At 68.5% G+C, this 25,107-nt stretch carries 26 protein-coding genes and 3 pseudogenes; 16 read left to right on the forward strand and 13 right to left on the reverse strand.

What is annotated here, in order from left to right:
- Positions 1-230 precede the first annotated feature (230 nt).
- From ACIRU3_RS44210 to ACIRU3_RS44230, 5 genes are all read right to left on the reverse strand, one after another.
- A complete protein-coding gene (locus tag ACIRU3_RS44210) occupies positions 231-527 on the reverse strand; it encodes a hypothetical protein (RefSeq protein ID WP_404069559.1) in 297 nt (98 codons plus the stop codon).
- 19 nt (positions 528-546) lie between these two features.
- Positions 547-1,083, reverse strand: coding sequence for a GNAT family N-acetyltransferase (locus ACIRU3_RS44215; protein ID WP_404069561.1), 537 nt, complete (start codon positions 1,081-1,083; stop codon positions 547-549).
- A 152-nt stretch (positions 1,084-1,235) separates the two neighbouring features.
- Entirely contained in the window at positions 1,236-1,505 is a 270-nt protein-coding gene (locus ACIRU3_RS44220) for a hypothetical protein (RefSeq protein WP_404069563.1), read from the reverse strand.
- Between the two features lie 104 nt (positions 1,506-1,609).
- Positions 1,610-3,130: an FAD-dependent oxidoreductase gene (locus tag ACIRU3_RS44225; protein WP_404069565.1), complete on the reverse strand. Its 1,521-nt coding sequence runs from the start codon at positions 3,128-3,130 to the stop codon at positions 1,610-1,612.
- 265 nt (positions 3,131-3,395) lie between these two features.
- A complete protein-coding gene (locus ACIRU3_RS44230; protein WP_404069567.1) occupies positions 3,396-4,046 on the reverse strand; it encodes a CatB-related O-acetyltransferase in 651 nt (216 codons plus the stop codon).
- Between the two features lie 171 nt (positions 4,047-4,217).
- Between ACIRU3_RS44230 and ACIRU3_RS44235 the strand changes: the two genes are divergently transcribed.
- Positions 4,218-4,595 carry a hypothetical protein gene (locus tag ACIRU3_RS44235; protein ID WP_404069569.1) on the forward strand — a complete coding sequence of 126 codons (378 nt, stop codon included), beginning with the start codon at positions 4,218-4,220 and terminating at the stop codon, positions 4,593-4,595.
- A 185-nt stretch (positions 4,596-4,780) separates the two neighbouring features.
- Here ACIRU3_RS44235 and ACIRU3_RS44240 read toward each other — a convergent pair.
- The 7 genes and pseudogenes from ACIRU3_RS44240 to ACIRU3_RS44270 form a co-directional block, all read right to left on the reverse strand.
- Positions 4,781-5,540: pseudogene (locus ACIRU3_RS44240) on the reverse strand (ABC transporter ATP-binding protein); the annotation flags it as partial.
- Between the two features lie 39 nt (positions 5,541-5,579).
- Positions 5,580-6,686 (reverse strand): aliphatic sulfonate ABC transporter substrate-binding protein, encoded by a 1,107-nt coding sequence (locus tag ACIRU3_RS44245; protein ID WP_404069571.1) that lies wholly within the window; start codon positions 6,684-6,686, stop codon positions 5,580-5,582.
- A 208-nt stretch (positions 6,687-6,894) separates the two neighbouring features.
- Positions 6,895-7,011, reverse strand: a complete 117-nt coding sequence (locus tag ACIRU3_RS44250) for a putative leader peptide (protein WP_404069573.1) — start codon at positions 7,009-7,011, stop codon at positions 6,895-6,897.
- A 142-nt stretch (positions 7,012-7,153) separates the two neighbouring features.
- On the reverse strand, positions 7,154-7,612 hold the full coding sequence (locus tag ACIRU3_RS44255; protein WP_404069575.1) for an RrF2 family transcriptional regulator: 459 nt from the start codon (positions 7,610-7,612) through the stop codon (positions 7,154-7,156).
- A 505-nt stretch (positions 7,613-8,117) separates the two neighbouring features.
- Positions 8,118-9,347 carry an acyl-CoA dehydrogenase family protein gene (locus tag ACIRU3_RS44260; protein WP_404069577.1) on the reverse strand — a complete coding sequence of 410 codons (1,230 nt, stop codon included), beginning with the start codon at positions 9,345-9,347 and terminating at the stop codon, positions 8,118-8,120.
- 13 nt (positions 9,348-9,360) lie between these two features.
- Entirely contained in the window at positions 9,361-9,918 is a 558-nt protein-coding gene (locus ACIRU3_RS44265) for a winged helix-turn-helix domain-containing protein (protein ID WP_404069579.1), read from the reverse strand.
- 360 nt (positions 9,919-10,278) lie between these two features.
- A complete protein-coding gene (locus ACIRU3_RS44270) occupies positions 10,279-10,605 on the reverse strand; it encodes a hypothetical protein (RefSeq protein WP_404069581.1) in 327 nt (108 codons plus the stop codon).
- 767 nt (positions 10,606-11,372) lie between these two features.
- On the opposite strand from ACIRU3_RS44270, the gene ACIRU3_RS44275 reads away from it, so the two are divergent.
- The 15 genes and pseudogenes from ACIRU3_RS44275 (at position 11,373) to ACIRU3_RS44345 (ending at position 23,322) form a co-directional block, all read left to right on the forward strand.
- Complete coding sequence (locus ACIRU3_RS44275; RefSeq protein WP_404069583.1) at positions 11,373-12,509, forward strand: LLM class flavin-dependent oxidoreductase; 1,137 nt, start codon at positions 11,373-11,375, stop codon at positions 12,507-12,509.
- Positions 12,506-13,045 carry a GNAT family N-acetyltransferase gene (locus ACIRU3_RS44280; RefSeq protein ID WP_404069585.1) on the forward strand — a complete coding sequence of 180 codons (540 nt, stop codon included), beginning with the start codon at positions 12,506-12,508 and terminating at the stop codon, positions 13,043-13,045. Before ACIRU3_RS44275 ends, ACIRU3_RS44280 begins: the two co-directional genes overlap by 4 nt.
- Before the next feature lie 122 nt (positions 13,046-13,167).
- Positions 13,168-13,311: a hypothetical protein gene (locus tag ACIRU3_RS44285; protein WP_404069587.1), complete on the forward strand. Its 144-nt coding sequence runs from the start codon at positions 13,168-13,170 to the stop codon at positions 13,309-13,311.
- A 167-nt stretch (positions 13,312-13,478) separates the two neighbouring features.
- Positions 13,479-14,036, forward strand: coding sequence for an NADPH-dependent FMN reductase (ssuE, locus tag ACIRU3_RS44290; protein WP_404069589.1), 558 nt, complete (start codon positions 13,479-13,481; stop codon positions 14,034-14,036).
- 57 nt (positions 14,037-14,093) lie between these two features.
- Positions 14,094-14,249: pseudogene (locus tag ACIRU3_RS44295) on the forward strand (alkanesulfonate monooxygenase); the annotation flags it as partial.
- A 436-nt stretch (positions 14,250-14,685) separates the two neighbouring features.
- Positions 14,686-14,820 carry a hypothetical protein gene (locus ACIRU3_RS44300; protein ID WP_404069591.1) on the forward strand — a complete coding sequence of 45 codons (135 nt, stop codon included), beginning with the start codon at positions 14,686-14,688 and terminating at the stop codon, positions 14,818-14,820.
- A gap of 165 nt (positions 14,821-14,985) precedes the next feature.
- Positions 14,986-15,990, forward strand: a complete 1,005-nt coding sequence (locus ACIRU3_RS44305; protein WP_404069593.1) for an amino acid ABC transporter permease — start codon at positions 14,986-14,988, stop codon at positions 15,988-15,990.
- Positions 15,987-16,781, forward strand: a complete 795-nt coding sequence (locus tag ACIRU3_RS44310; protein ID WP_404069595.1) for an amino acid ABC transporter ATP-binding protein — start codon at positions 15,987-15,989, stop codon at positions 16,779-16,781. The genes ACIRU3_RS44305 and ACIRU3_RS44310 overlap by 4 nt, the downstream gene beginning before the upstream one ends.
- Before the next feature lie 44 nt (positions 16,782-16,825).
- A complete protein-coding gene (locus ACIRU3_RS44315; protein ID WP_404069597.1) occupies positions 16,826-17,851 on the forward strand; it encodes a transporter substrate-binding domain-containing protein in 1,026 nt (341 codons plus the stop codon).
- 27 nt (positions 17,852-17,878) lie between these two features.
- Positions 17,879-18,357, forward strand: a pseudogene (locus tag ACIRU3_RS44320) (GNAT family N-acetyltransferase); the annotation flags it as partial.
- Between the two features lie 110 nt (positions 18,358-18,467).
- The gene (locus ACIRU3_RS44325) at positions 18,468-18,584 is read left to right on the forward strand and encodes a putative leader peptide (RefSeq protein ID WP_404069599.1); all 117 of its coding nucleotides are present in this window, start codon (positions 18,468-18,470) and stop codon (positions 18,582-18,584) included.
- A gap of 74 nt (positions 18,585-18,658) precedes the next feature.
- Entirely contained in the window at positions 18,659-19,876 is a 1,218-nt protein-coding gene (locus ACIRU3_RS44330) for an LLM class flavin-dependent oxidoreductase (RefSeq protein WP_404069601.1), read from the forward strand.
- Positions 19,877-19,895: 19 nt separating this feature from the next.
- Positions 19,896-21,269 (forward strand): NtaA/DmoA family FMN-dependent monooxygenase, encoded by a 1,374-nt coding sequence (locus ACIRU3_RS44335; protein WP_404069603.1) that lies wholly within the window; start codon positions 19,896-19,898, stop codon positions 21,267-21,269.
- Positions 21,270-21,800: 531 nt separating this feature from the next.
- Positions 21,801-21,884, forward strand: a complete 84-nt coding sequence (locus ACIRU3_RS44340; protein ID WP_404069619.1) for a putative leader peptide — start codon at positions 21,801-21,803, stop codon at positions 21,882-21,884.
- A gap of 145 nt (positions 21,885-22,029) precedes the next feature.
- The gene (locus tag ACIRU3_RS44345; protein ID WP_404069605.1) at positions 22,030-23,322 is read left to right on the forward strand and encodes a sulfite oxidase; all 1,293 of its coding nucleotides are present in this window, start codon (positions 22,030-22,032) and stop codon (positions 23,320-23,322) included.
- A 98-nt stretch (positions 23,323-23,420) separates the two neighbouring features.
- Here the strand turns inward: ACIRU3_RS44345 and ACIRU3_RS44350 are convergent, their stop codons facing one another.
- Positions 23,421-24,803 carry a (2,3-dihydroxybenzoyl)adenylate synthase gene (locus ACIRU3_RS44350; RefSeq protein WP_404069607.1) on the reverse strand — a complete coding sequence of 461 codons (1,383 nt, stop codon included), beginning with the start codon at positions 24,801-24,803 and terminating at the stop codon, positions 23,421-23,423.
- Positions 24,804-25,107: the final 304 nt, after the last annotated feature.

Consider the following 25,107-nt stretch of genomic DNA (forward strand, 5'->3'; position numbering starts at 1 on the left):
GGCCCGATAACTCAGACACGCGCGAAGACACCCAACCCACCCCCTGGGACCCCTACCCAGGAACCCACGCCCGAGACCTAAAACAACGGCATTGCAACTAGCCACGATGCGGTTGCGGACCGCGTCCCGGGGTCGCCGCGTGCGGTGATGACCCCAGGACGGTCCCGCCGTGTGCACCGATGCTGTTTGTCAACTAGCCAGCCGCCCACCCCGCCGGAAGGCGGCGACCGTCATGCGCGAGGGCAGCACTCGCGTCGCGCCTGCTTCTGGATGGGCTTGTGGCCTTGCTGCTCGTTGCCTGCCCGTCGCAGCTGTCCGGCTTGCTGCCCGCCCTCGGCGGGCTGCTTCGGGCCGCGCTGGGCGGTGGTCGAGCGGCCGCGCGCGGCTGCGGCGGCGACATGGGGCGTCACCTGGCCGGGGATTCCCTTGGAGCCCTTGGGCCTCGGCACCGGCCGGTCGAGGGCCTTTCTCATCTTGCGCAGCCCGCGGACGTTCACCTCACGGCCGCCGGGTTGGTCTTCACGCACCGTTGATCAGCGGTGGCCGTCAGCGGCCCTCAGCCGGCCCCGGCAAGATCGCACCGTAGGGCTGGAGCACCAGGTCGCGCTGATACCAGGTCCCTGGCTTACCGCCGAGGTGGGCCGGGTCGGCGGGCCCCACGGGGACGAACCCGGCTTTGGTCAGCACCTTCTGGGACGCGGCATTCTGGATGGCGGTCGCCGCCCACAGGGTGCGCAGCCCATGCCGGGCCGCCGCCAGCCGACACAGCTCCCGGACGGTCGCGGTCGCCACGCCGCGGCCGGCGGCGTGCTGCGCGACTCGGTAGCCGAGTTCCGCAGTGTGATCCTCGATGTCGACCAGATTGAACCTGCCGAGTACCGAGCCGTCTTCGGCCATGAGCAGGTAGAAGGCACAGATGCCAGCCTCCTGCTCGGCCAGCAAGGCGTTGTACCGGTCGGTGAACTGGTCGAAGAAGTCGTCGCCGCGGTCGGAGACCGAGGCAGCGAAGTAGGCGCGGTTCGCCAGCTCGAAGGCCAGGACCGCCGGGGCATGGCCGACATGCAGCCGCTTCAGCTCGGGCATTGCCCGACCTTACCCAGGTAGTACGCCGAGCCCTCACCTGGTTTCCGTCAGCGACAGGCGGCCCTATGGCTGCTGACCAGTGCACCCCACATCAGCTCGGGGTACCCGCGCTCCAGGCGTCACGCCGTTCTCAGTACCGAATGGAGCCCCAGCTACGGGTCGATGGAGAAAGGTGGAGGCGACGTGTGCTTCCTTCCGGACACGACGCTTGGGTGGGCGGCGCTGGTGTCCGTGCCGACCGTGGTGCCGGCGGCGGGAATGCGAAACAGCACGCCGCGCATCGCCCGCAAGGGCATCGAGTCCTCCGAGCGGCTCAGCCACCACCGCTGGACTGGCGGCAACGGCGACGGCGTTGATCCCTCGACCTGCCCGAACACGCCCTGTCCGTTCGTCAGGACCAGCAGGGCCCAGACGATCTTCACCGTGGACACCCGCCTCCAACCAGCACGAGCACGGCAAGTCGCCCGCACACCAGCCCAACTCACCTGCACATTTCACGATGCACACTGCTCATTGAGATGATCTCTTAGATTGCCGGGCTACCGAACCAATGGCCGGCGGCCCGCTCGAACGCCTCTCGGTCAGGTCGGCGATCACCTGCCCAGGCGACTATGCCGTCAGGTCGGACGAGTACGGCACCCAGTCCGAGGTCGTTCCTCGCCGGCCCGGCCGCATACCGTATCCGGCTCTCCCAGCCCACCGCTGAACCGTGCAGGCGTCGGTCGATGCTGAAATCGAGCACGACGCCTCGTCCGTCCTGCATCAGGTCGCCGAGGCGAGTGCCGTCCTGAAGACGAAGGTCTGGTGCGTTGCGGCCGACCAGCGGATGCTCGCTGCCAAGGTCGTAACGGATCGACGATCCCGAGATCTTCTCGACCACGTACGTCGTTCCGTCACCGGTCCCGATCAGGTCGCGAACCACTCCTTGGATCGCCCGGGCATGCGGGTCCGGCCGCATGACCGCCACCTGGGCACGCGACCAGTCGAGCACACCTGCACCGATCGGATGGCGCTCGCGAGTGTAGGTGTCGAGGAGACCGTCCGGCGCGTACCCGTGTACGGTCGCCGCGAGCTTCCAACCCAGGTTCACGGCATCGCCGATGCCGGTGTTGAGTCCCTGCCCGCCGAGAGGGGAGTGGATGTGAGCGGCGTCGCCCGCGAGGAGGACGCGTCCCTGCCGGTAGGTCGTCGTCTGCATCGACCGATCGGTGAAGCTCGAGGCGAGAAGGACGCCGCTCAGCGTCACGTCGGTGCCGGACACACGGCGCAGAACCGCCTGGAGATGGTCTTGAGTCAGCTGCTGCGAGCGATCGAACGTGCCGCCGTCGAAGTCCACCATGGCGATGTGCCCTTCGGTGGGCATCCGGATGTACATGCCCGTCGGCGTCAGGTTGAACCCAGGGCTCAGCTGCTCGGGATCGGCGACGGTGGCGTGCATGGTGTAGCCGGTGAACTGCGGCTCGGTACCGATGAAGTGGAAGCCCGCCAGCCCGCGTATCGCACTGCGTCCGCCGTCGCAGCCGACGATCCAGCGCGCCGCGTACTCGTCCGCGCCGGCTTGCGCGACCGCGCTCTCATCGTTCTGGGCGATGGCTGAGACCGTGACGCCGTGTTTGACTTCCACACCCAGCTTGGATGCCTGCTCGGACAGCACCGTCTCGACCGCTTCGAGGTTTGTCATCAAGCTCTCGAGTCCCGGATCGGGAAGCCGGAACGGCACGGCGGCGACGCCGGCCTTGGCCGGATCGACCATCATGCCGGCGAAGTGGCCCCCGCGACGCGGGGGTGACGGCTCGTCCGCGGCTGGCTTCGCGCCGGAATCGTCGTGGACGCCCGACGCCGTCAGTAGCGGGTGCAGCATCCCGCGGCGGTAGAACGCCTCGACTGACGTGGCGGACAGGCCCCGCATCCCGAGCGGTTCAGCCTTCCACGGGGAGCCGGGTCCCGCCTCTCGCTCGAGCACCAGGACAGAACAGCCCGCGAGGCCAAGCTCACAGGCAAGGGACAGACCGACCGGGCCGGCGCCCACAATCACTACGTCATGCACGAGAGATTCCCTTCCCGAACCTACAGCCGGATGGGTACCCGGCAGGATGTCTGGAAAGGTGACAGCCCCCACCGACATCGGGCCGACAGCCCCCGACATGTCACCGACACCACGGATCCGCCGCCCGATCACCCCTGGTCAAGTCGTCGATCAGCCCGGAAGAGGTTTCAAAGGTCTGCAGTTGCCGTCGACCGCCGTCTGGGATGTCCCGCTCAGGTCGATGCGTCCGCGCGGAAACTTCGGCACGGGAACTCCCGTAGGTGCGTCACGGGGCCGGGGTGTTGGGGGCGGCGGCTTCCAGGTCGGTGATGCTGCCCGCCATGACGGTTCGCACGTGCTCGGTGATGTGTTGTGCAGGCCAGTCCCACCAGGCCACCGTCAGGAGCCGGGCGATGTCCCGGTCGTTGTAGCGGGTGCGGATGAGGCGGGCCGGGTTGCCGCCGACGATTCCGTAGTCCGGTACGTCTGTGGTGACCACGGCGCCGGAGGCGATGATCGCGCCGTGTCCGATCCGGACGCCGGGCATGACCGTGGTGCCGTGGCCGAACCAGACGTCGTTGCCGATGACGGTGTCTCCTCGGTTCGGTAGGCCGGTGAGCAGGTCGAAGTGCTCGGCCCAGGATCCGCCCATGGTGGGGAAGGGGAACGTCGAGGGGCCGTCCATACGATGGTTGGCGCCGTTCATGATGAATCGCACTCCTGTGCCCAGCGCACAGAACTTGCCGATGATCAGTTTCTCCGGCCCATAGTGGTAGAGCACGTTGCGTGTCTCGAATGCGGTCGGGTCGTCCGGGTCGTCGTAGTAGGAATACTCTCCGACCTCGATCAGCGGGGACTTCACCAGCGGCTTGAGCAGCACCACCCGCGGTTGCTCAGGCATCGGATGCAGGACCGTCGGGTCGGCAGGCACAGGCATGGTGAGCGATTCCTCAGCGTTCGCGCGTCAGTGACCGTTCCATGATCGCGGTGCGGAGCCGTCCAGGACACCGATTTACAACGGGGTGAATTCCTCGTTCGGGTGTCCGGTCTCTCTCTAGGGTTCAGGGTGCGGAGACATTGCAGGTATCCGCGACAGCACAGAATGCACGTGAGAACCCATGTCCAGAAGATCATCCCGAATCGTCGTGGCCGTCGGCCTGCTCGCCCTGGGGAGCACCCTCGTCGCCTGCGCATCGACATCGGAGGCCGCCGCTCCCCGAGCAGCTCCAGCGGGTCGGGTGCCGGCAGCCGCCCCGAGTGGAGGAAGTACACCGTCACCATCGGCGACAACGGCAATGACGGCAGCCAGGAGCTGGCGAAGATCACCGGTGTGTTCGACAACGCGCCGTACAAGGTGACGTTCGCCTGCTTCACCTACGGGCCGCCCCTCCTGCAGGCTGCCGCCTCGGGCGACATCGACCTGGGCAGCGGCGGCGACGTACCCCGATCACCGGCGCCGCCAAGGAGTACGGCTCCAAGGTCTTAGCCGGCAACCGTTCCCTCAGGCTCACCCAGGCGAACGAGAACATCATCGTGCCCAAGGGCTCGACGCTGAAGACGCTCGCGGACCTCAAGGGCAGGAAGCTCGCTGTGCCGCAGGGCAGTTCGGCTCACGGTCTGGCGCTGAACGCGCTCAAGAGCGTGGGCCTTACCCCCAGGGACGTGAGGCGCCCCATGCAGTTCGTCGGTGATCTCGACGGGAGTGCGGCGACCGAGCTGTCCTCGATGCGGCGCGGCTGCGGAATGCCGGCCGTCCACTCCCGGGCGATCCGCCCGGGAGTGGACCCGCAGCACCAACCCGCTGCGCCAGCTTCACCGCCTCCCGCACGCTGTGCGCACGAACAACACCGACAGCCCCGTCTCGCTCCAGATGCGGGTCAGTTCGTCGTGCAGTAGCTCACAAGTGATCGCGTCCAGCGGGGCGAAGGGCTCGTCCATCAGCAGCAGCCGGCTGTCCTGGGCCAGTGCACGGGCCGGCGCGACGCGTTGCCGCATACCGACGGCCAGTTCGTGCACCCGCCTGCGGTATGCGCCCTGCAGCCGTACGAGTTCCAGCAGCCGTTCCGCCTCCTGCCGACGCTCCGGCCCCGCGCAGCTTCAGCGCGAGTTCGATGTTCTTGCCCGCGGTCAGCCACGGAAACAGGGCGTGTTCCTGGAACATCAGGGCGGGCCGGCCGTCCGTGTCGATCGAGCCGGCGGACGGCAGGTCCAGTCCCGCGATCAGATTGAGCAGGGTGGACTTGCCGCAGCCGGAGGCCCCCAGGAGGGTGACGTACTCGCCCGGTGCGACGTCGAGCGTGATGTCGTCCAGCACGACCTGCTGTCCGCCGGGCGTGCCCGGGGCGGGAAAGGACTTCGAGACGTGCTCGATGCGGGCGGCCTGTGTTACCGCCGTGACGTCCTCGGCAGCCTTGGCGATCGTGGTGGCCATCGTCGTCACCTCCTGGGCAATCATCGGGTCCGGTTGTCGTTACTCGGCGCCGAGACCGGCGTCGTCGACCTCGTCCTTTCCGTCGGTCTTGAGAACCTTGTTGAGCAGGGTGAGGTCGTAGATGCCCTTCAGGCCGGGATTCTCCAGGAGACCGGCCTTGACCGCGTGCTCCGCCTCGGTGTTGAGGGTGGCGGTCAGCGGGTCGTCGAGGAAGGTGATGGACTTCCAGGCCGGGTCGATGACGTCGGCGGGCAGCGCCTTGCCCGACAGCTGCTCCAGCGCCGCGTTGGCGGACGCCTTCGCCTTGTCCGGGTGGGCGTTGATCCACGCGTTGGTCTTCACGGAGCCGCGCAGCACGGCCTCGACGACGTCGGGGTGCGCCTTGAGGAACTTCTGCGACACGATGATGTTCGTGATCACGAACTTCTTGTCCGGCCACAGCGACGACTCGTCCAGCAGTACCTTGCCGCCCTCGGCGACCAGCTTCGACGCGGTCGGCTCCGGCACCCAGGCGCCGTCGATGGAACCCGACTTGTAGGCGTCCGGGGTGACCTTGTTGTCGCTGCGGACCACCGACACGTCGCCCTTGCCGCTCTGGGCGTCGACCTTCCAGCCCCGGTCGGCGACCCAGTTGAGGAACGCGACGTCCTGGGTGTTGCCGAGCTGAGGAGTGGCGATCTTCTTGCCCTTGACGTCCGCCAGGGACTTGATCTTCTTCGGGTTGACGACCAGCTTCACGCCGCCGGAGGCGGAACCGCCGATGATGCGCAGGTTCTTGCCGTTCGACTTGGTGTAGCCGTTGATGGCGGGGGAGGGGCCGATCCAGCCGATGTCGATGGAGCCGGCGTTCAGCGCCTCGATCTCGGAGGGGCCGGCGTTGAAGGTGGAAGGCTCGATCTTGGTGCCGCCGAGCTCCTTCTGGAACAGGCCCTCCTGGACACCGACCAGAGCGGTGGCGTGCGTGAGGTTGGGGAAGTAGCCAATCTTCACCTCGTCGGCGGAGAGCTTCTTGGCGCCTGCCGCGACCGCGGTCTGCTTGCCGTCGTCGGTGGACTCGGAACCGTAGCCGCAGGCGGTGAGCAGGAGGGGAAGTGCGGCTATGACGGCGATGGTGCGCAGGGTCGTGAGCGGTCTCGCGGCAGACACAGAGGTGTCCTCTCAGGGATGAGTGATCAGGGAGGTACGAAGATGTGAGGCGACTGCTCATCGGCACATACCGACACTCCGCTCTTCGGCCGTCGGCGGCAGGTATGCCGGCGCGGGCCGAGAGGTGGAACGAGGGCGTAGTCAGCCGAGGGCGTCCGCTCCGCCGACAGGACGGAGCGGCGGGGAGGCAGTGCTGGTTCGGAGAGAGTCAGGTTCTGTGGCGTCGGAGGCGCCGACAGATGGCACTGGACGTACGACCGAGGTCGATGTGACGACGCGAGGTCAGAAGGGGCAACATCCGGCCTGCACGGTCGAGCGTTCTCATGGCCACCCCCACAGAACCCTAGTTTTCCTACCTGGTTGATGGGGATCGTGGCAGAAGGCGGCGTACACCCCAAGAGGGTGTTCGTATTATGGACGCCGCTATCTCGCTTTGTGAGATCGGTCGTGGGTGGCGGCCCAGTGTTTCAGGGGTTTACCCAGGCGCCCGGGGTGTTGGTCAACGCGGAAACGTCGGAAGGGAGTTGGGCCGACGCCACGTCGGCGAGCGACACGCCCTCAAGGATTTCGCGCACGTTGGACCGCAGGGCGATCCACAAGGGGAGCAGCGACTCGGCGGGGCCGGTGTAGGACAGGTCCGGGGGGCGGACCCCGCGCACCGAGACGAGTGGTCCCTCCACGGTGCGTATGACGTCGGCGATGCTGATGGACCCGGCGGGCCTGGCCAGCCGATAGCCGCCGTTGCCGCCGCGCTGGCTGAGGACGAGACCGCCACGGCGCATGTCGTTCAAGATGCTTTCGAGGAATTTGTGCGGGATGTCCTGGGCGTCGGCGATGGCCTCGGCCTTCAGTGGCCCGTCCTCCCGTGACGCGGCGAGCTGCAGCGCGGCACGTACCGCGTAGTCCGCCCTGGCTGAGATCCGCATGTACGCATTATCCCGTACGGCTTGGGTCGGTGTCCGTTGAGGGCGGGCCACGGGGCAGAGGCGAGTGTCCCCTGTCGGCGGCCGAGGTGCTCCTGCCGCGGCGGGCGGGTGGTGGGAGGAGTCGCGGCGCCCTCCATGACGTGGCTGAGGGTGCCGTCGACACGGTTGTGGACGATGTTCGCCGACCGTGCCCACCTGGGCGTCGGCCCATGGGCGACGACACTGATCAGACGCCCACCCGGTCGCGAGTCGGCGCCGACACGGCGCACGGTCGACTGCGATCTCCGAAGCACGGGCGCCGGTGGAGCGGTGCGTGGCCCGCCTGAAGCTCTGGCCTGTCTCCCGCAAAGCCATGTGCAGTCGCCCGAATCGAACGTCTGCCATCGCCACAGCGATCTCAGTCTGGAGCGGTAACGGCGACAGAGGTCATTGATCCATACCAACAGGAATCTCCTCTTCTTCAGGGAGGAGAGCAGTCGATCACCCGCGCTCCATGGCCTCTGGGTCAGACAGGCAGGACGAACGGAGGGTGTGCACCGTTGAGGAAGTAGTCCCCGATGTCGCGGAGCCGGTGGGCGACGGGCTCGTACAAGGTGTGGGTCCGCGTATTGCGCCAGAAGCGGTCGAAACCCAGCCGCGAGGACGCGGAGCGGGAGCCGATGATGTCGAGGGCGCGGGCGGTGGCTTCCTGTGCGGCCCTGGAGGCGGCGGCTTCGGACATGGCCGCGAGCACCGAGATGTCCGCGTACTCGTCGTAGGTGAGGTCTTCGCTGCGTGCCAGTCCGCCGTGCACGGCTTCTACCGCTTGAGCCGTGAGTGCGGAGGCGGAGCGGGTCAGGACGGTGAGTTCTCCATAGGCGGTCAGCACATGCGGATCCTGGGTAGAGCCGGCCGGCCAGGCGGGCTGCCGGAGTGAGTGGCCCGGCCTGCTGTACTCGCGGGCTTCGGCGAGTACTCCCTCGGCCATGCCGAGAAGAATCTGGACGGAGACAAGACGCCTGACCGGTGAGGTGAGAGCAGCCAGGGGTGACAGGACGTCCTCGTCCGCGGACAGGGAGCCGAGTACGTCGTCGGCGGCGATCGGCACGGCGTCGAACTCGACGCTGCCGCCGGCCGCAAGGCGCTGGCCGAAGGAGTCTACGTCGCCGTCGATCCTCACGCCGTGATGAGCGGCATCGACGACTATGAGGAGTGGTTCGCCGGTGTCGGCCCGCTCGGCCCGCACGGCGAGGCGGTCGGCGACCAGGACTCCCGTGGCGTAGCTCTGGCGACCGTCGAGTACATAGCCCCTGGCTTTTCTGGTCAGGGTCAGAGGTAGTTCCTCAGGGGCGAAACCACCGCCCCAGCACCACTGCTCCGTCGCGGACTTCCGCTCGATTCGAGCGGCGAGAGCGGGTTCGGTGAAGAAGCGGGCGCTGCACGACAGGAAGTAGTGACAGCCGAGCAGTTGACCGATCGCGCCGTCGGCGGCGGCGATCTCCCGTACGACGGCGTAGGCCGTGGGCCAGTCCGTGCCGCCTCCCCCGAGGTCGGCCGGTGCGAGAAGCGTCAGCAGCCCGGCTTCGCGCAGTCGGGAGACCTCGTCGAACGGGGCCTTGCCTGCCTGCTCCCTGGTCGCCGCGTCCGTGGCCAGGTCGTCTGCCGTCTCCCGGGCCACGTGCAGCCAGTGCGCGCGGCCGGGCCCGGTCCGGTCGGATTCCGAGGCGGGTCCGGACGGCGCAATGGCAACGCCCATGGTGGTGTACTCCTCAGGGTCGGCTGCAGGGTGAGGCGTTGGGGCTGCCTTGCTGGTCGGGCATGTACTTGTAGCCCACGCGCCTCACGGTGACGATCCGGTGCCGGTGAGCCCTGCCCAGCTTGCGGCGCAGCCGCGCGATGTGGACATCCACGGTGCGGCCGTCGCCGATGTGGTCGTAGCCCCAGACGCCGGCCATCAGCTGCTCGCGCGAATGCACTTGGTGGGGCTGCAGAACCAGATGGGCCAGCAGTTCGAACTCCAGGTAAGTGAGGTCGAGTTCGCGCCCGTCCAGTTCTGCGGAATGTCGCGCGGGATCGATATGGACGGCACCGCCTCCCGTCTGCTTCACGGAAGGTGAGTCCGTGTAGGCGACCGGTCGGATCTCCGGTCGCGTCACGTCCTTGGCGAAGAGCTCGGCGGGATCGCTGCCCTCGGGGACGAGCACGAGGTAGCCGACGAGGGGTGTGGAACCGTGTTCCTCCGCGCCGCGCTCCACGAGGCGGAGATGGCGCATGTCCGGGAGTGGTGAATCCGGTGGAGTGGCCTGGGCCGGAAGTGCCGTGGTCATGGCGGTGGTCCTTCAGGAGTACGCCGGGCCGTCAGGCCCAGTGGGTGGGTTCGCCTGATCGCCCGGGGGGAGTGAGAAGGAGCGGGGGCACGCGCAATGTGTGAGCGGCGTGCCTTACACGCAACAGCAGGCGGCGCTGACGACGTGACCAAAGTCGACATGCCGACGACGAACGAGTCGTTGCTGCGTGTGGGACATGTGCATCATCCTGCGCACCCGCTGGGCAGGCCGTCAATGCTTTCCTAGTAAATCGATAGGAAATATAGGGAACGCAACACCGCGGGTGGGCTCACCGGTCACCGGCAGCCGCTGGGCGGGCGTCGGGTGCGGTCGCCCTGTTCAGCCGGACACGAAGCGCGGTCAGACGGCCGTTGAGTCTTTACAAGGGGGCGTACGGCAGCGCGCGCGGAGCCACGCGCACGGTGGCGTTTGACGTGAACTGTCCGCGCTGAGCACGACCGTGACGGCGATGCACGAAAGGGCGGCGGCCATCAGCAGCGGGATGAACTGGCGGGTCCGGTTGTAGATCTGCGGCACCGAGTACAGCAGAACGGGCGTGGTCGGCACTTTGGCGATCCTGGTGCCCTGCAGAGCAGCAGCCCGTCGAGCACGGCGGGGGTGGTGAAGTACCAGCCGATCGCGTTCCCACGGGAAGGCGCGGTTTCGCAGGGCGGAGTTGACCACCATCGCGAAGACCAGCAGCGCCGCGGCGGCCGACGTGCCGACGCACGTTCCGTGACAGATCCCCGTCGGGGACTGGATTGCCCGGGGCGTTGCCGGAGGCTTTCAGACGTCCTGCGGGTGGGACGGAATCGGTGACGCGCGAGGGATGGGTGAAGACGCAGCGCACCTACGGGGGCGATGGGCGGGGTTCGCGTCATCACGCTTGTCCCCTAGACGTGGCCGGCAAGCCTGCCACGCGTGGCGCAGCCTGTCCGGGCTCGACCACGTCTACCCTACGCATGCATGGGTCGACCACGCACAGGAACTGTTCAACGCCGGTCCACCATCCGGGCCGTAGTTGACGAGAGGCGCGATGTACTGCTCAATTAATCGCATGAATGCCGAGCAGCGCCTGGTCACCCGTGACCACATCGACTTCGGCCGGGTGTGGTCCGCCGCGTGTTGTGGCTGATGCGGCAACGTGCCCTCTGACCGGCCCTTCCCTTCCTCGGTGACACCGTCGCGGGCCGAATTCCTCCCTTCGCGGCACCGTCGTATGCATGCGCTGAACGCACGCTGAATCCGCGCACGGACGGACCCGCGGGACCTGACACGCGCTGCCGCCGCCCTACCCTCGCCCGACGCCATGTCCCGGCGACACCACACCTGCTCACCACCTGGTTCCCCACCCCTTGAAGTGGCGTCACACCCGGCCGCACCGTGGGCTGCTCCGCCGCGCGCGCATACTCCCGCGGCACGGCCCCAGAGGACTTGAGGAAAGGCCATCTCCCATGCCAGTGGAGTTCCTTGGCATCGCCGCCACCAACGACGGCTCCGAAACCACCCCGCGCTCCAGCACCGCCTTCGACAAGGAGTACACGCTCCGGCTCGCCCGGGCGCACGAGGATCACGGCTGGGACCGGGTGCTGTTCGCCTACGGCTCCGGATCACCGGACCCCGCGCCGGCCGCCGCCTTCATCGCGAGCAGGCTGGACCGCCTCCAGATCCTGCTCGCCCGCCGGCCCAACGTCTCGTACCCGACCTTCGCTGCGAAGACCTTCGCCACCCTCGACCAGATCAGCGAGGGCCGGCTGGCCGTGCACTTCATCACCGGCGGCAACGACCGCGAACAGGGCCGCGAGGGCGACACCCTCACCAAGGACGAGCGCTACGCCCGCACCCGCGAGTACATCCGGATCGTCAAGAAGATCTGGACCACGCACGAGCCCTTCGACCACGAGGGCCAGCACTACCGCTTCCATGACTTCGTCAGTGACGTCTTCCCGGTCCAGCAGCCCCGCCCGAATGTGTCGTTCGGCGGCTCGTCGCCCGCTGCGTATGCCGCGGGGGGCGCCGAGGCCGACATCTACTGCCTGTGGGGCGAGCCCCTGGAGAAGACCGCCGAGCAGATCGAGGCCGTCAGGGCCTCCGCGAAGGCGGCGGGCCGCACCGATGTTCCGCGCATCCAGGTCGCGTTCCGACCGATCATCGCCCCGACCGAGGAACTGGCCTGGGAGAAGGCCCACCGCACGGTCGGCGTGATCAAGGCGCGCAAGGAGAAGGGTGAGCCGGTCACCAAGCGCCACAACGGGCATGCACAACCGCAGAACACCGGCTCGCAGCGACTGCTGACCATTGCTGAGGCAGGGGAGCGCTACGACCGCGCCCTGTGGACCCCGACAGCCGCCGCGACCGGAGGCGCCGGCAACTCCAACGCCCTGGTCGGAACCCCGGAGACGGTCGCCCAGGCGCTGCTGGTCTACTACGACCTCGGCGTCGACATACTCTCCGCCCGCGGCTATGACCTGCTGGGCGACGCCATCGACTTCGGCCGGTACGTGATCCCGATCGTCCGCGCCGAGGTCGCCAAGCGCGACGTCGAGCGAGCGGTGCGTGGCACGCAGAACCTGGCGGCGGTGCCTCGATGACCTCCGTCGCACAACCACCGCCGCCGTATGCTGTCCAGCTGACGGTCATTCAAGTGACTGTGTCCGACCCGAGGACGAGGCCGCTGCTGCGTGAACTCGGTGACGAGTACTCGACGCGCTACGGCAAGGACGCTCACACCGAACTCGCCCGCTACCCGGACGAGGAGTTCACGGCCCCGCACGGCGGGGTGCTGCTCCTGCTCCTCGAACGCGGCGAGCCGGTGGCGGGCGGTGCCTTCCGCCGGTACGACGAGACCACGGCCGAGCTGAAGCGGATCTGGACGCACTCCGCCCAGCGGCGGCGGGGCCTGGCCCGACGCGTCGTCGCCGAGCTGGAGCGTGAGGCGGACGTCCGCGGTTACCGGCGGATCTACCTGACCACCGGTCCGCGCCAGCCCGAGGCCCGCGGCCTGTACCTGGCGACCGGATACACCCCGCTGTTCGACACCGAGGCCGACCCGGAGACCATCGGCGCCCTGCCTTTCGAAAAGCACCTGCCGGCCGCGCCACACCAGGGAAAGGCCGCTGACCTGTGAGTGTCGGTGGCATGAGAAGAAGGACAGCGACATCTGCCTCTCCCTCCAGCCCGGCCGGATCGACCACCTCGGCCGCCCCCAGACCGCCGCCTGACACGCGGTCACCGCCGAGAGGGCCGAAGTTGTCGGCATCTACGCCGACGCCTGCGCCACCCCTCCAGGCCCTCGTCGCGGCTACCACCAAGAAGGACAGCGGCATGGTCACGCCGCTCGCCGACGCACTCAACGAGATCATCCACAACGGCACCTACACCAAGGTGCTGTAGCACCAGCGCCAGTCCGACGAGGCCGAGACCAGGTCCGGGATGAACAGGCCCGGACCGCCCAAGACCAACAAGCAGCGGCCGTAGGGATACGAAGCCGCAGTACCGCCGTGATACGCGGCCCCGCACCGCGATCCCACACCAACCTCACGCTCCCGAAGGGGTCCGCCATGGCCACTGTCCTGTCCGTCTCCGGAAGTCCCTCCGTCACCTCTCGTACCGCCCGCCTGCTGCGTCACCTGGACCGGCGGCTCATGGCCCAGGGACACGAGGTGATTCCCCTGGACGTCCGTACCATCCCGGCCGAGGCTCTGCTCGGCGCCGACTTCCGGCACCCTGCGATCCTCGAGACGACCGCGCTGTTCGACCGCGCCGACGGGGTCGTGATCGGCACACCCGTCTACAAGGCCGCCTACTCCGGGCTGCTGAAGTCCCTGCTGGACCTGCTGCCGCAGCATGCCCTGGCCGGCAAGACCGTCCTGCCGCTGGCGACCGGCGGGACCACGGCGCACGTCCTGGCGATCGACTACGCCCTGCGCCCGGTGCTCAGTTCCATGGGCGCCGCACACATTGTCCAGGGCCGCTTCACGCTCGACAAGGACATTGTGGTGGGCGACGACGGCTCCCTGACCGTCACGCAGGGAGCGGCCGAGGCCCTCGCACAGGTTGTCGACCAGTTCTCCGACGCCCTCGGCAGCCGTCCGGCCCTCCTGGCGGCCGCCGGATGAGCACCGTAGCCGTCGCCGCCCCGACGGCGAACGAGCGACCGACGATGAGCGAAAGGCGTGAGCCTCACCTTCCACTGGTTCCTGACCACCAACGGCGACAGCCGTCGTGTCGTCGTCGGCGGCCACGGCAGCCCGGTCACCGCGAACGGCGGTGACCGGCCGCCGAAGGTCGGCCACCTCACCCAGATCACCCGCGCCACCGAGGGCTTCGGTGTCAGTCCGTGCTGGAACTGCGCGAAGCTGACTCGGCCATGACTCTCCCCCTGGGGAACGAGGAGGCCACCACCGCCTTGTGGGCACCAGCGTGCCGCATGGGGAGCGACTGGGCTTGTCGCACTGGTCCGGATCGCACGGAACGGTGGCAGATCAGCAAGCGCTGGACACGCGCAACCCGGGGCACCCCGTCGCGGTGGAAGGGTTCCTGTCAGCAGGCCGGGGCCGATGACCCTACGAGCGGGGTGAACCCCGCGCTTTGGCGCTGACAATCGTGACCGTCCACGTCAGTTTCAGTGCGCTCCATGACACCGTCAAGACGGCCGAGCATGCGGTCTCACCTGCTGGTCACTCGCATTGACATTCTTTTCGGCACATGCCTAACTTGCGGCACACAACGAGATGCCCCAGCGTCGGAGGAGTGATGGTGACAGCGATGTACGCAGCTGATGGGACGGTCGCATGGCGCCGCCTCGGCCGCGTCCTGCTGTGCACGGACCGCTCCGTCGACCTGCTGCGCGTCAACAGCGCGCTGTGTAAGGCCGCTTGTCGCGCCCTCTGCCAAGGCTGATGGCTTTCTGAGTCTCTGACGACCACCGCTGTGGCGGTGTGCCCTCCCTCCGCCCAGCCCCCGTTCCGCGTGTACCCGTGCGTCGCCCCGTGCCGAGCCACTCCCGCTCGGCGCGGTACTGCCGCGCTCCGTGGTCCGGGGTGTCCGAATCCGCTGGAGCCCACCATGAGTGAATCTCCGGGCATCGCTGTGTCCTCCGGATCAGCACCGCCCGCCGAGGCGATCCCTCGCCCAAACACGCCCGCCGCGCCGAAGCCCATGGCGGCGCAGCGAGTCCTTCCGCTCCGCAGGCCCGGCCGCTGGATGATCACGGCCGTCGTGCTCGTGCTGGTCGCCCAGATCGTCCACGGCCTGGCCACCAACCCCTTCTACCAGTGGGACCGTTTCCGCTACTGGTTCCTGCGCCCGACGATCCTCGACGGCCTCGTCATCACCCTCGAAGTGGCCGCGCTCAGCGCGCTGTTGGGGCTGATCGGCGGCATCCTGCTCGCGCTCGGACGGCTCTCCGGAGCTCCGGTCCTGCGGGCCGTGAGCTGGATCTACACCTGGCTGTTCCGGTCCGTGCCGCTGATCGTCGTGCTGATCTTCCTCTACAACTTCTCCGCTCTGTACAAGACGTTGAGCCTCGGAGTGCCCTTCGGACCCGCCTTTTTCACCTTCGACGAGTCGAGGCTCGCCACCGACATGGCGGTCGCCGTCGTCGGCCTCAGTCTCAACGAGGCGGCCTACGCGGCCGAAGTGGTCCGCGGTGGAATCCTCTCCGTCGACCAGGGCCAGCACGAGGCCGCCGCCGCCCTCGGCCTGCCCAAGAGCTACCAGTTCACCCGGATCGTCTTCCCACAGGCCCTCAGGTCCATCACCCCGAACTACGTCAACCAGCTGATCGGCCTCATCAAGGGCACGTCTCTGGTGTTCTATGTGTCGCTGCTCGACCTGTTCGGCTCGGTGCAGACGATGGGCAGCACCTACCCCGGCGACATCGTGCCGCTGCTGCTCGTCGCAACCGTCTGGTATCTGATCCTCACGAGCGCCGTCTCCGTCGTCCAGTTCTACGTCGAGCGGTACTTCTCCCGGGGCGCCACCCGCACCCTGCCGCCGACCCCGTTGCAGAAGCTCCGCATCGGCCTGCGGGACGTGCGGGAACGTGCGCGCAGGGAGGCCGTCGTATGAGTACCGAGACCGCCGAGACCCTGGTGGCCCCGCCCGCCGCCGTAGAGGTCCACGACGTGCACAAGTGGTACGGCGCCCACCGGGTGCTGGACGGCGTCGACCTGACCGTAAGGCCCGGCGAGGTCACTGTGATCCTCGGCCCGTCCGGCTCCGGCAAGTCCACGCTGCTGCGGGTCATCAACCACCTGGAGAAGCCCGAGGCCGGCCATGTCAGCGTCAACGGTGCGCTGATCGGCGTACGGCGCCAGGGCAAGCGGCTGAAGGAGCTGAGCGAGCGGGCCATCCTGGCGCAGCGCAGCGGGATCGGCTTCGTCTTCCAGAACTTCAACCTCTTTCCGCACCTGACGGTGCTGGACAACGTGGCCGCCGGACCCGTCGCCACCGGGAAACTCACCAAGGCGAAGGCCCAGGAACTCGCCCGCGAACTGCTCGGCCGGGTCGGTCTGGCCGACAAGACCGGTGCGTATCCACGGCAGTTGTCCGGCGGCCAGCAGCAGCGCGTCGCCATCGCCCGGGCCCTCGCCCTGCGGCCCGGCGTGATCCTCTTCGACGAACCGACCTCTGCTCTCGACCCGGAACTCGTCGGCGAAGTCCTCGCCGTCATCAGGGACTTGGCGACCAGCGGCACCACCCTCATCGTCGTCACCCACGAGATCGGCTTCGCCCGCGAAGTCGCCGACCGGGTCGTCTTCATCGACGGCGGCCGGATCGTCGAGCAGGGCCCTCCGTCCGAGGTCCTCGACCACCCCCGGCACGAGCGGACCAGGGACTTCCTCAGCAAAGTCCTCTGACCGCCCCCCACCTCATTGCCCACCGCTCACCATCAAGGACAGCCATGCGTACCCTCAGCTTTCGCAGCCGACTTCTTCGCGGTCTGGCCGCAGGCACCGCCGTCGCCACGCTCGCCGCCGGACTCGCCGCCTGCGGAGGCAGCAGCGACGCCGCCACCACGACCGACACCGCGCGCCGTGGCACGGTCACCGTGGGCCAGGTGTCCAACGGGGCCGCCAAGGAGACCGCGCTCAAGGTCTCCGAGGTGAAGTCCATCAGCGCCGAGCTGCCCGCGTCGGTCAGCAAGAGCGGCAAGCTGGAGATAGGCGTCGGCGCCCTGCCCGACGGCTTCCCGCCCCTGGCGTACGTCGGCTCGGACCAGAAGACCCTCACCGGCGCCGAACCCGACTTCGGCCGCCTGGTCGCCGCCGTGCTCGGCCTCAAGCCCGAGCTGCAGAACTCCACTTGGGAGAACATGTTCGTCGGTATCGACAGCGGCAAGGTCGACGTGGCCTTCTCCAACGTCACCGACACCGAGGAGCGCAAGAAGAAGTACGACTTCGCCTCCTACCGCAAGGACAACCTCGGTTTCGAGGTACTCAAGAAGAGCACCTGGAACTTCGACGGCACCTACGAGAACCTCGCCGGGAAGACCGTCGCTGTCGACAACGGCACCAACCAGGAAAAGATCCTCCTGGAGTGGCAGACGAAGCTGAAGAAGGAGGGCAAGACAATCACAATCAAGAACTTCGCCAGCAAGAACGCCGTCCACCTGGCGCTGACCGGCGGGCGGATCGACGCTTACTTCGCCGCCAACCCGGGCGTTGCCTACCACATCACGCAGACCGCCAAGTCGCCCGACCCGACCCGCAGCGCGGGCACCTTCTCCGGCGCCGGCGCCACCCTGCAGGGCGTGATCGCGGCGACCACCAAGAAGGACAGCGGGCTCGCCAAGCCCATCGCCGACGCAATCAACTACCTGATCAAGAACGGGCAGTACGCCAAGTGGCTCGCCGCCTACAACCTCTCCAACGAGGCCGTCGCCACCTCCGAGGTCAACCCGGCCGGTCTGCCGCTCGACAACGCCTGACCGCCGTCCGCCCATCGGACTCCGCCGGTACGACTGGGACCCGCCGACGTGCCCGAAATCCTCGGCCTGATCGCCGTCACCCGGCCGGGCCCCTTCCTGCGCCGTACCGTCGAGCTCGGCACCTGTCTCGGCATCCGGGACCGCGGCCGGCTGATCGCCCTGGCCGGCGAACGCCTCCGCCCACCGGGCTGGACCGAGATCAGCGCCGTCTGCACCCACCCGGACTTCCCCCCCACTCTCGGCTTCGCTTGAGCGGGGGGACCCCCACCGGCCGCGGCCTGGCCACCCGGCTGGTCCGCGCGGTCGCGGCGGGGCTCAGGGAACGCGGCGACACCCATTCCTCCACGCCCCCGAGAGCAACACCCACGCGATCCGGCTCTATGAGTCCCATCGGGTTCACCCTGCGCCGCCGCATGCGGTTCGCGCCCGTCCGCACGCCGGGCGGACAGCCGGCAACGCAATGCCGGGACGAACAGGAAGCCGGATACCCGGAAGAAAAGGCATAGCCGTGCTGTTGTGCTCGGTGACCAGCGAGTGGCTGCCCTTTCGACGAGCCGCGAGGGCGAGGCCGACCGGACCCCGGCGTCGCTGGATCGGAGGAGCGGAGGTGAGGCACATGCGTCCCGTGTCCGCTCACCACGTCGCGAAATCCGCCGCGCCCCGCCGCCTGCACCTGTACTCCCGGCCGCACATCGACCTGCTGCGCGTGGCCGGCGCGCTCTGTTGCTCCTGACCCGTTCTCCTCACAGCCGCACCCTTCGTACGGGGGCGGCTCCCTCGTACGGCTGATCAGGAAGGCACCACTCCGTGTCCTCGTCACTTTCCTCTCTGCACCTTGCTGTCGCCCTCGACGGCGCCGGCTGGCACCCGGCCGCCTGGCGTGAGTCCGTCGCCCGCCCCCACGAACTGCTCACCGCCGCCTACTGGACCGACCTCGTCACCGAGGCCGAGCGCGGTCTGCTCGACTTCGTGACCATCGAGGACGCCCTCGGCCTCCAGTCCTCGTCATTCACCGAGCCCGACGGCCGTACCGACCAGGTCCGCGGTCGCCTGGACGCCGTCCTCATCGCCGCCCGGGTCGCCCCGCTGACCAGCCACATAGGTGTGGTGCCGACGGTGGTGGCCACCCACACGGAGCCGTTCCACATCTCCAAGGCGATCGCCACCCTCGACTACGTGAGCAGTGGCCGTGCGGGCCTGCGCGTACAGATCACGGCACGCCAGAACGAGGCCGCGCACTTCGGGCGTCGTACATTCCCGCCCTTGCACAGAGAGGAGTACGACACGCCTGCTGTGCAGAAAGTGGTGGCTGACGCCTTCGACGAGGCCGCCGACTACGCCGAGGTCGTGCGCCGGCTCTGGGACAGCTGGGAGGACGACGCGGAGATCCGGGACGTGGCCACCGGTCGCTTCGTCGACCGGGACAAGCTGCACCACATCGATTTCGAGGGCAGCTTCTTCAGTGTCAAGGGCCCCTCCATCACGCCCCGCCCGCCGCAGGGCCAGCCGATCGTCAGCGCTCTGGCCCACGCGACCATTCCCTACCGGCTGGTGGCCCGGGCCTCTGACATCGGCTACGTCACCCCGCACGACGTCGGCCAGGCCCGTGCCATCGTCGAGGAGATCCGCGCCGAACAGACGGCCGTGGGCCGCGCCGACGAGACCCTGCACATCTTTGGTGACCTGGTGGTCTTCCTTGACGACGATCCCGCCGGGGCCGCGGCCCGTCGGGAGCGCCTGGACGCCCTCGCGGGACACCCGTACACCAGTGACGCCCTGATATTCACCGGCACCCCCAGCCAACTCGCCGATCTGCTGCAGGAACTCCAGTCGTCAGGACTGTCCGGTTTCCGGCTACGGCCCGCTGTCGCCGACCACGACCTCCCGGCAATCACACAGGGCCTGGTCCCCGAACTTCAACGCCGGGGCGCCTTCCGCCGGTCCTACGAGGCCGACACCCTGCGCGGACTGCTGGGGCTCGCGCGTCCCGCCAACCGCTATGCCGCCGCCGCGGCCACCGTCTGAGCCGGAGGGACCGAACGACATGAGCAAGCCCTTGAAGCAGATCCACCTGGCCGCCCACTTCCCCGGCGTCAACAACACCACCGTGTGGAGCGACCCCGCCGCCGGCAGCCACATCGAGTTCAGCTCCTTCGCCCACTTCGCCCGGACCGCCGAGCGTGCCAAGTTCGACTTCCTGTTCCTCGCGGAGGGGCTGCGGCTGCGCGAACAGGGCGGACACATATACGACTTGGATGTCGTCGGCCGCCCCGACACCTTCACGATCCTCGCCGCGCTCGCCGCCGTCACTGAGCACCTCGGGCTGACCGGCACCATCAACTCCACCTTCAATGAGCCCTACGAGGTGGCCCGCCAGTTCGCCAGCCTCGACCACCTGTCCGGCGGCCGCTCCGCATGGAACGTGGTCACCTCCTGGGACGCCTTCACCGGCGAGAACTTCCGCCGCGGCGGCTTTCTGCCACAGGAGGAGCGCTACTCCCGCGCCCAGGAGTTCCTGGCCACCGCGAACGAACTGTTCGACTCCTGGCACGGTGACGAGATCCTCGCCGACCAGGCCACCGGCACCTTCCTGCGTGACGCGAAGGCCGGGGCCTTCGTGCACCGGGGACAGCACTTCGACATCCACGGCCGGTTCAACGTGCCGCGCTCCCCGCAGGGCCGCCCGGTGATCTTCCAGGCCGGCGACTCCGAAGAGGGACGGGAGTTCGCCGCCTCCAGCGCCGACGCCATCTTCAGTCGGTACAGCAGCCTCGACGGTGGCCGGGCCTTCTACACCGACGTCAAGGCACGCCTCGCCAAGTACGGCCGCAGGGCGGATCAGTTGCTGATCCTCCCGGCCGCGACCTTCGTGCTCGGCGACACCGACGCCGAGGCCGAGGACCTGGCCAAGGAGGTGCGCCGCCAGCAGGTCAGCGGCGCCACGGCCATCAAGCACCTCGAGTTCGTGTGGAACCGGGACCTGTCGTCGTACGACCCGGACGGCCCGCTGCCGGACATCGACCCGGACGTCAGCGACACCCACATCTCCAAGGGCCGCGCCCAGGTGCGCATGTACCGCGACCCGCTGGCCACCGCCCGCGAGTGGCGGGAACTGGCCGCGGCCAACACATGGTCCATCCGTGACCTTGTGATAGAGACCGGCAACCGCCAGGCCTTCATCGGCTCCCCGGCCACCGTGGCGAAGACCATCAACGACTTCGTCCAGGGCGACGCCAGCGACGGCTTCATCCTCGTCCCGCACATCACCCCCGGAGGCCTCGACCCCTTCGCTGACAAGGTGGTCCCGCTGCTCCAGGAACAGGGCGTCTTCCGCACCGAGTACGAGGGCCCGACCCTGCGCGACCATCTCGGCCTCGCCCACCCGGACGAGGCACGCGACGAACGTGCGGCGTCATGAAGTTCCTCGCCATCACCCTGATCGTGCATGCCCCGCACCCGGTGACGGGCGTACGCAAGCCCACCAGGACCGCTTCCGCGAGGTGATCGGCTCGACGTGCGGTAGTCCGCCTCGATCGCGAGAGCAGTGCGCCGCGCGGCAGGAAGGCCGAGGCCGAGTGCGACCGTTCCTCAGTGCTCGGCAACGGACTGGGCGGGCGTCGCGCCACCTGGCACTCCGCCATGGGCGACTTCGGCGATGACGCCTGTGCCTACCGCGAGGTCATCGGGGTGGAGCCCAGGTGCGTCAGCCCACTGCCTGAGACGATCCGTGAAGTGTCCTGTGCCTGACGTCATTTGGCTGCAGACGCAAGGCTCTGTCATCCCGACGCCAGCCGCCGGTGTTCCCGAGCCGCCAGTTCGCGCTGCCCCGCCGCCGAATGGTCGTCGTGCACCCGAGCGACGTCCGGGCCCTGAAGCTGTTGGTGCGCCGGGGACTTCCTGACGCGAACGCTCCGTTGACACCTTCCGCCCCGCGTGCTTGCATCCCGCCATGCCGTTGCCGCAGCCTCTGACCCGCCGCCGTGCCGTGGACCTCGTCCGCGTGGCCGCCGCGCTGTGTCGGGCGACCGGCTGACCACGCGCTTCCTGACGTATCTCTGTCAACGTGCTTGCTGAGCAAGCCGGTTGTCTAGGTCGCGCGGCCGTACTGACGGATGCCCGTGCCATGGCCTGCACCGACCCCTGTCGTGCTCTTCCGCCTCTCATGACGAGGATCCGCCATGCCGTCTCGCACTCCCGCCGGTCACCGCCACGAAACCGACTATGACCGCCGCAGACTGCGTCAGTGGCTCGCCGGGGCTGCCAGGGCCGACGGAGTCACCCGCCGCAGGCTGCTCACTCTGCTCGCCGCCACCGCTGCCGGGACCGCCCTCGGTGCCACGCAGCCCGCCCACGCTGCCGACGGGCCGATCGTCAAGCACCTGCCACCCGAGTGGTTCATCGAGCGCGGCACCAACGCCGAGACCCGCTGGGACGCTCTGCGCGGAACCGGTCACCACACCCCCAACGAGCTGTTCTTCGTACGCAACCACACCGCCACCCCCGTTCTGAACGCCGACGACTGGCGGCTGCGGCTGTGGGGGAGCGGGCTGCGCGGCACCCCCGGCGAGGACCGGCCGGTGGAGTTCGGGTACGACGATCTGCGAGCCCTGCCGGCCGTCACCCGCACCGCCTTCGTCGAGTGCACCGGAAACGGCCGCTCCTACTACACGACTCAGCAGGGCGAGACGGTCGCCGGCACCGCGTGGACCTTGGGAGCGATCGGGGTGGCACGCTGGCGTGGGGTGCGCCTCGCCGACGTGCTGCGCAGATCCGGACTGTCCCGCTACGCCGTCGACCTGCAGCCGCGCGGTCTGGACGCCGAGTACGTCAGCGGCGGCGAGAGCCTGGGCCGCGTACGCCGCCCGCTGCCGCTGACCAAGGCGCTGGACGACGTACTGCTCGCGTACGAGATGAATGGTGAGCGGCTTCCGTACGACCACGGGTATCCGGTGCGCGTGTTGGTGCCGTCCTGGGTGGGGATCGCGTCGATCAAGTGGGTAGGCGACATCGAGGTGTCCGCGCAGCCGCTCTTCTCTCCCTGGAACACCACCTTCTACCGGCTGTTCGGCCCCTCCTACCCGGAGGGCGGCAGTGCGCCGCTGACCCGGCAGACTACGAAGAGCGCATTCGAGCTGGCGAGCGGGGCCACGTTCACGGCGGGCCGCAGACACGTACTGCACGGACGGTCGTGGTCGGGTACGGGCGCCGTCGCCCGGGTCGACGTCAGCACCGACGGGGGCGTCGACTGGCGGCCCGCCCGCTTGCACGACCGGCCTCGCGCCGGGACCTGGACCCGCTGGTCCCTCGGTTGGCAGCCCGACGCACCGGGCGCCACCCATCTGCTGGCCCGCGCCACGGACACGGCCGGTCGTACTCAGCCGGACATCGCCGTGCCCAACACGCAGGGCTACCTGTTCGACGCGGTGGTTCGGCATCCGGTGAGCGTGGTGCAAAGACCACGGCGCGGGTGATGTTCCGTGGCGCCCTGCATCACCATGGCGACTGCCATCGGCAACGCGGTGCACGCGCTGCTGAGTCAATGCGCCCAGGGCGTGTCCGGCCCTGTCCGTCACAGGCCAGACGGATGTTCATGGCCGTCCGGGTGTCCCGCGAGGCGGCCGGTCACAGCCAGGTTGCCGTCCGCGGTGCGCCGCGCGAGGGCGCCGGTGCGGAAGTAGCCGTCGGCGGTGAAGGAGCGCGCGTTGCGGTCAGGCGCTCGGTAGTAGCCTCGCAGGGTGAACGGGCCCCGGGCGAGGAGTTCGCCGGGCTCCCCGTCGGGCACGTCCTTGCCGTCGACGTCGACGATGCGGATCTCATCGTCGGGCGAGAGCGGGCGGCCCTGTGTGGTGAGCACGGTCTCGTCCGGATCGTCTGTCCGGGTGAGGGTGAGCAGCCCCTCGGCCATGCCGAAGACCTGCTGCAGGCGACAGCCCAATTCGGGGCCCGTCCGTTCGGCGGTCGCCCGGTGCCAGCGTGCGCCACCGATCTGCACCAGACGCAGACTGCTCAAGTCGGCCTGGATCGTCGGGAGTACGTCGAGCCAGAGCTGGGCGACGGCGGGCACGACCGAGGTGATGGTGACCCGCTCTCGTTCGATGACCGGAAGGCATTGGGCGGGTTCCGGGCTCTCGACCAGGACTACTGTGCCGCCGATGGAGAGGGTGCCGATGATGCCGGGGCAGCCGAAGGTGAAGTTGAACTCGGCGGGCAGCGCGGCGAGATACACGTCGTTCTCGGTGAGTGACACCAGCTCGGCGGCGGCACGTGCCTGGTAGGCGTAGTCGTTGTGGGTGCGCGGAATGAGCTTGAGTGCCTCGGTGGTACCGCCGGAGAGCAGGAAGAAGGCCACCTGGTCGGCGCTCTGCGCAAGTGCCGGACCGGGCGGGGAGTCGAGGGAGGCCAGCGGGAAGTAGTGGCACCCCGATGTGTCGGTCGCAAAGCCGCCGTCCGGGGACGAGGTGCCGGTGGCCTCAAAGGTGAACACCCGCCGCAGGAAGGGACCTCGGGCCGCGATGTCCGCGGCCATCGTGGTGTGTTCGAAGCCCTGGTAGGTCGAGGGGCCGACGTAGCCGATGGCCTCAGTGACCCACGCGAGGTGGGACACCTCGGGCGCGCGGTGCGAGACCGGGCAGAACACGGGGACCGCGCCGACGCGCATCAGCGCGAACACGGTGATGACGAACTCGGGAACGTTCGGTAGCTGGACGACGACCCGTTGCCCGGGCCGGAGGCCGCGCAGCCGGAATCCGGCGGCCATGCGGTCCACGCGGCGGTTGAGCTTCGCGTACGTGATGCGGGTGCCGTCGTGCACGAGCGCGGTCCGCGGTCCGTACTGCAGGGCCCAGCCGCGCAGCAGGTTGTCCAGCGTATGGCCACGCCAGTGCCCGGCCACCCGGTAGCGGTCGACGAACTCCTCGGGCCACGGCGTGCAGCCGTTGAGCATGGATGTCATTCGTTTCCTTCTGTACCAGAATGCCCGCGCACCCAATTTTGGAGTGATGCCCAGCGGATCGAGGGAGCCGGGCGCTCATCGGCCGGCCGGCCGGTGCTCATCCAGGTCGATGCCGCAATGCGACCCCATGTCGATACCCCCTTCTCTACGCCGGGGAGTGACTCCCACGTCTCGACCTCGGCAATCCAATCTTTTCGGCACCCCTGCACTCAATGCACTTTCCGAACCATGGACGCGGAATTCCATCAGCAGAAAGTCCAATGAGGGACGCTGACCAGGAGGGATGGTCGGGCCCAGTCCAACT

This window comes from Streptomyces sp. NPDC101151, from assembly GCF_044768335.1.
Taxonomy (GTDB): domain Bacteria; phylum Actinomycetota; class Actinomycetes; order Streptomycetales; family Streptomycetaceae; genus Streptomyces.

Coding starts and splice junctions, on each gene's coding strand:
- ACIRU3_RS44215 (WP_404069561.1), bottom strand. CDS start 1,083: ATGCCCGAGCTGAAGCGGCTGCATGTCGGCCATGCCCCGGCGGTCCTG.
- ACIRU3_RS44230 (WP_404069567.1), bottom strand. CDS start 4,046: ATGCCTGTGCCTGCCGACCCGACGGTCCTGCATCCGATGCCTGAGCAA.
- ACIRU3_RS44250 (WP_404069573.1), bottom strand. CDS start 7,011: ATGAGAACGCTCGACCGTGCAGGCCGGATGTTGCCCCTTCTGACCTCG.
- ACIRU3_RS44255 (WP_404069575.1), bottom strand. CDS start 7,612: ATGCGGATCTCAGCCAGGGCGGACTACGCGGTACGTGCCGCGCTGCAG.
- ACIRU3_RS44260 (WP_404069577.1), bottom strand. CDS start 9,347: ATGGGCGTTGCCATTGCGCCGTCCGGACCCGCCTCGGAATCCGACCGG.
- ACIRU3_RS44265 (WP_404069579.1), bottom strand. CDS start 9,918: ATGACCACGGCACTTCCGGCCCAGGCCACTCCACCGGATTCACCACTC.
- ACIRU3_RS44270 (WP_404069581.1), bottom strand. CDS start 10,605: ATGGTGGTCAACTCCGCCCTGCGAAACCGCGCCTTCCCGTGGGAACGC.
- ACIRU3_RS44275 (WP_404069583.1), top strand. CDS start 11,373: ATGCCAGTGGAGTTCCTTGGCATCGCCGCCACCAACGACGGCTCCGAA.
- ACIRU3_RS44280 (WP_404069585.1), top strand. CDS start 12,506: ATGACCTCCGTCGCACAACCACCGCCGCCGTATGCTGTCCAGCTGACG.
- ssuE (WP_404069589.1), top strand. CDS start 13,479: ATGGCCACTGTCCTGTCCGTCTCCGGAAGTCCCTCCGTCACCTCTCGT.
- ACIRU3_RS44300 (WP_404069591.1), top strand. CDS start 14,686: ATGTACGCAGCTGATGGGACGGTCGCATGGCGCCGCCTCGGCCGCGTC.
- ACIRU3_RS44305 (WP_404069593.1), top strand. CDS start 14,986: ATGAGTGAATCTCCGGGCATCGCTGTGTCCTCCGGATCAGCACCGCCC.
- ACIRU3_RS44310 (WP_404069595.1), top strand. CDS start 15,987: ATGAGTACCGAGACCGCCGAGACCCTGGTGGCCCCGCCCGCCGCCGTA.
- ACIRU3_RS44315 (WP_404069597.1), top strand. CDS start 16,826: ATGCGTACCCTCAGCTTTCGCAGCCGACTTCTTCGCGGTCTGGCCGCA.
- ACIRU3_RS44325 (WP_404069599.1), top strand. CDS start 18,468: ATGCGTCCCGTGTCCGCTCACCACGTCGCGAAATCCGCCGCGCCCCGC.
- ACIRU3_RS44335 (WP_404069603.1), top strand. CDS start 19,896: ATGAGCAAGCCCTTGAAGCAGATCCACCTGGCCGCCCACTTCCCCGGC.
- ACIRU3_RS44340 (WP_404069619.1), top strand. CDS start 21,801: ATGCCGTTGCCGCAGCCTCTGACCCGCCGCCGTGCCGTGGACCTCGTC.
- ACIRU3_RS44345 (WP_404069605.1), top strand. CDS start 22,030: ATGCCGTCTCGCACTCCCGCCGGTCACCGCCACGAAACCGACTATGAC.
- ACIRU3_RS44350 (WP_404069607.1), bottom strand. CDS start 24,803: ATGACATCCATGCTCAACGGCTGCACGCCGTGGCCCGAGGAGTTCGTC.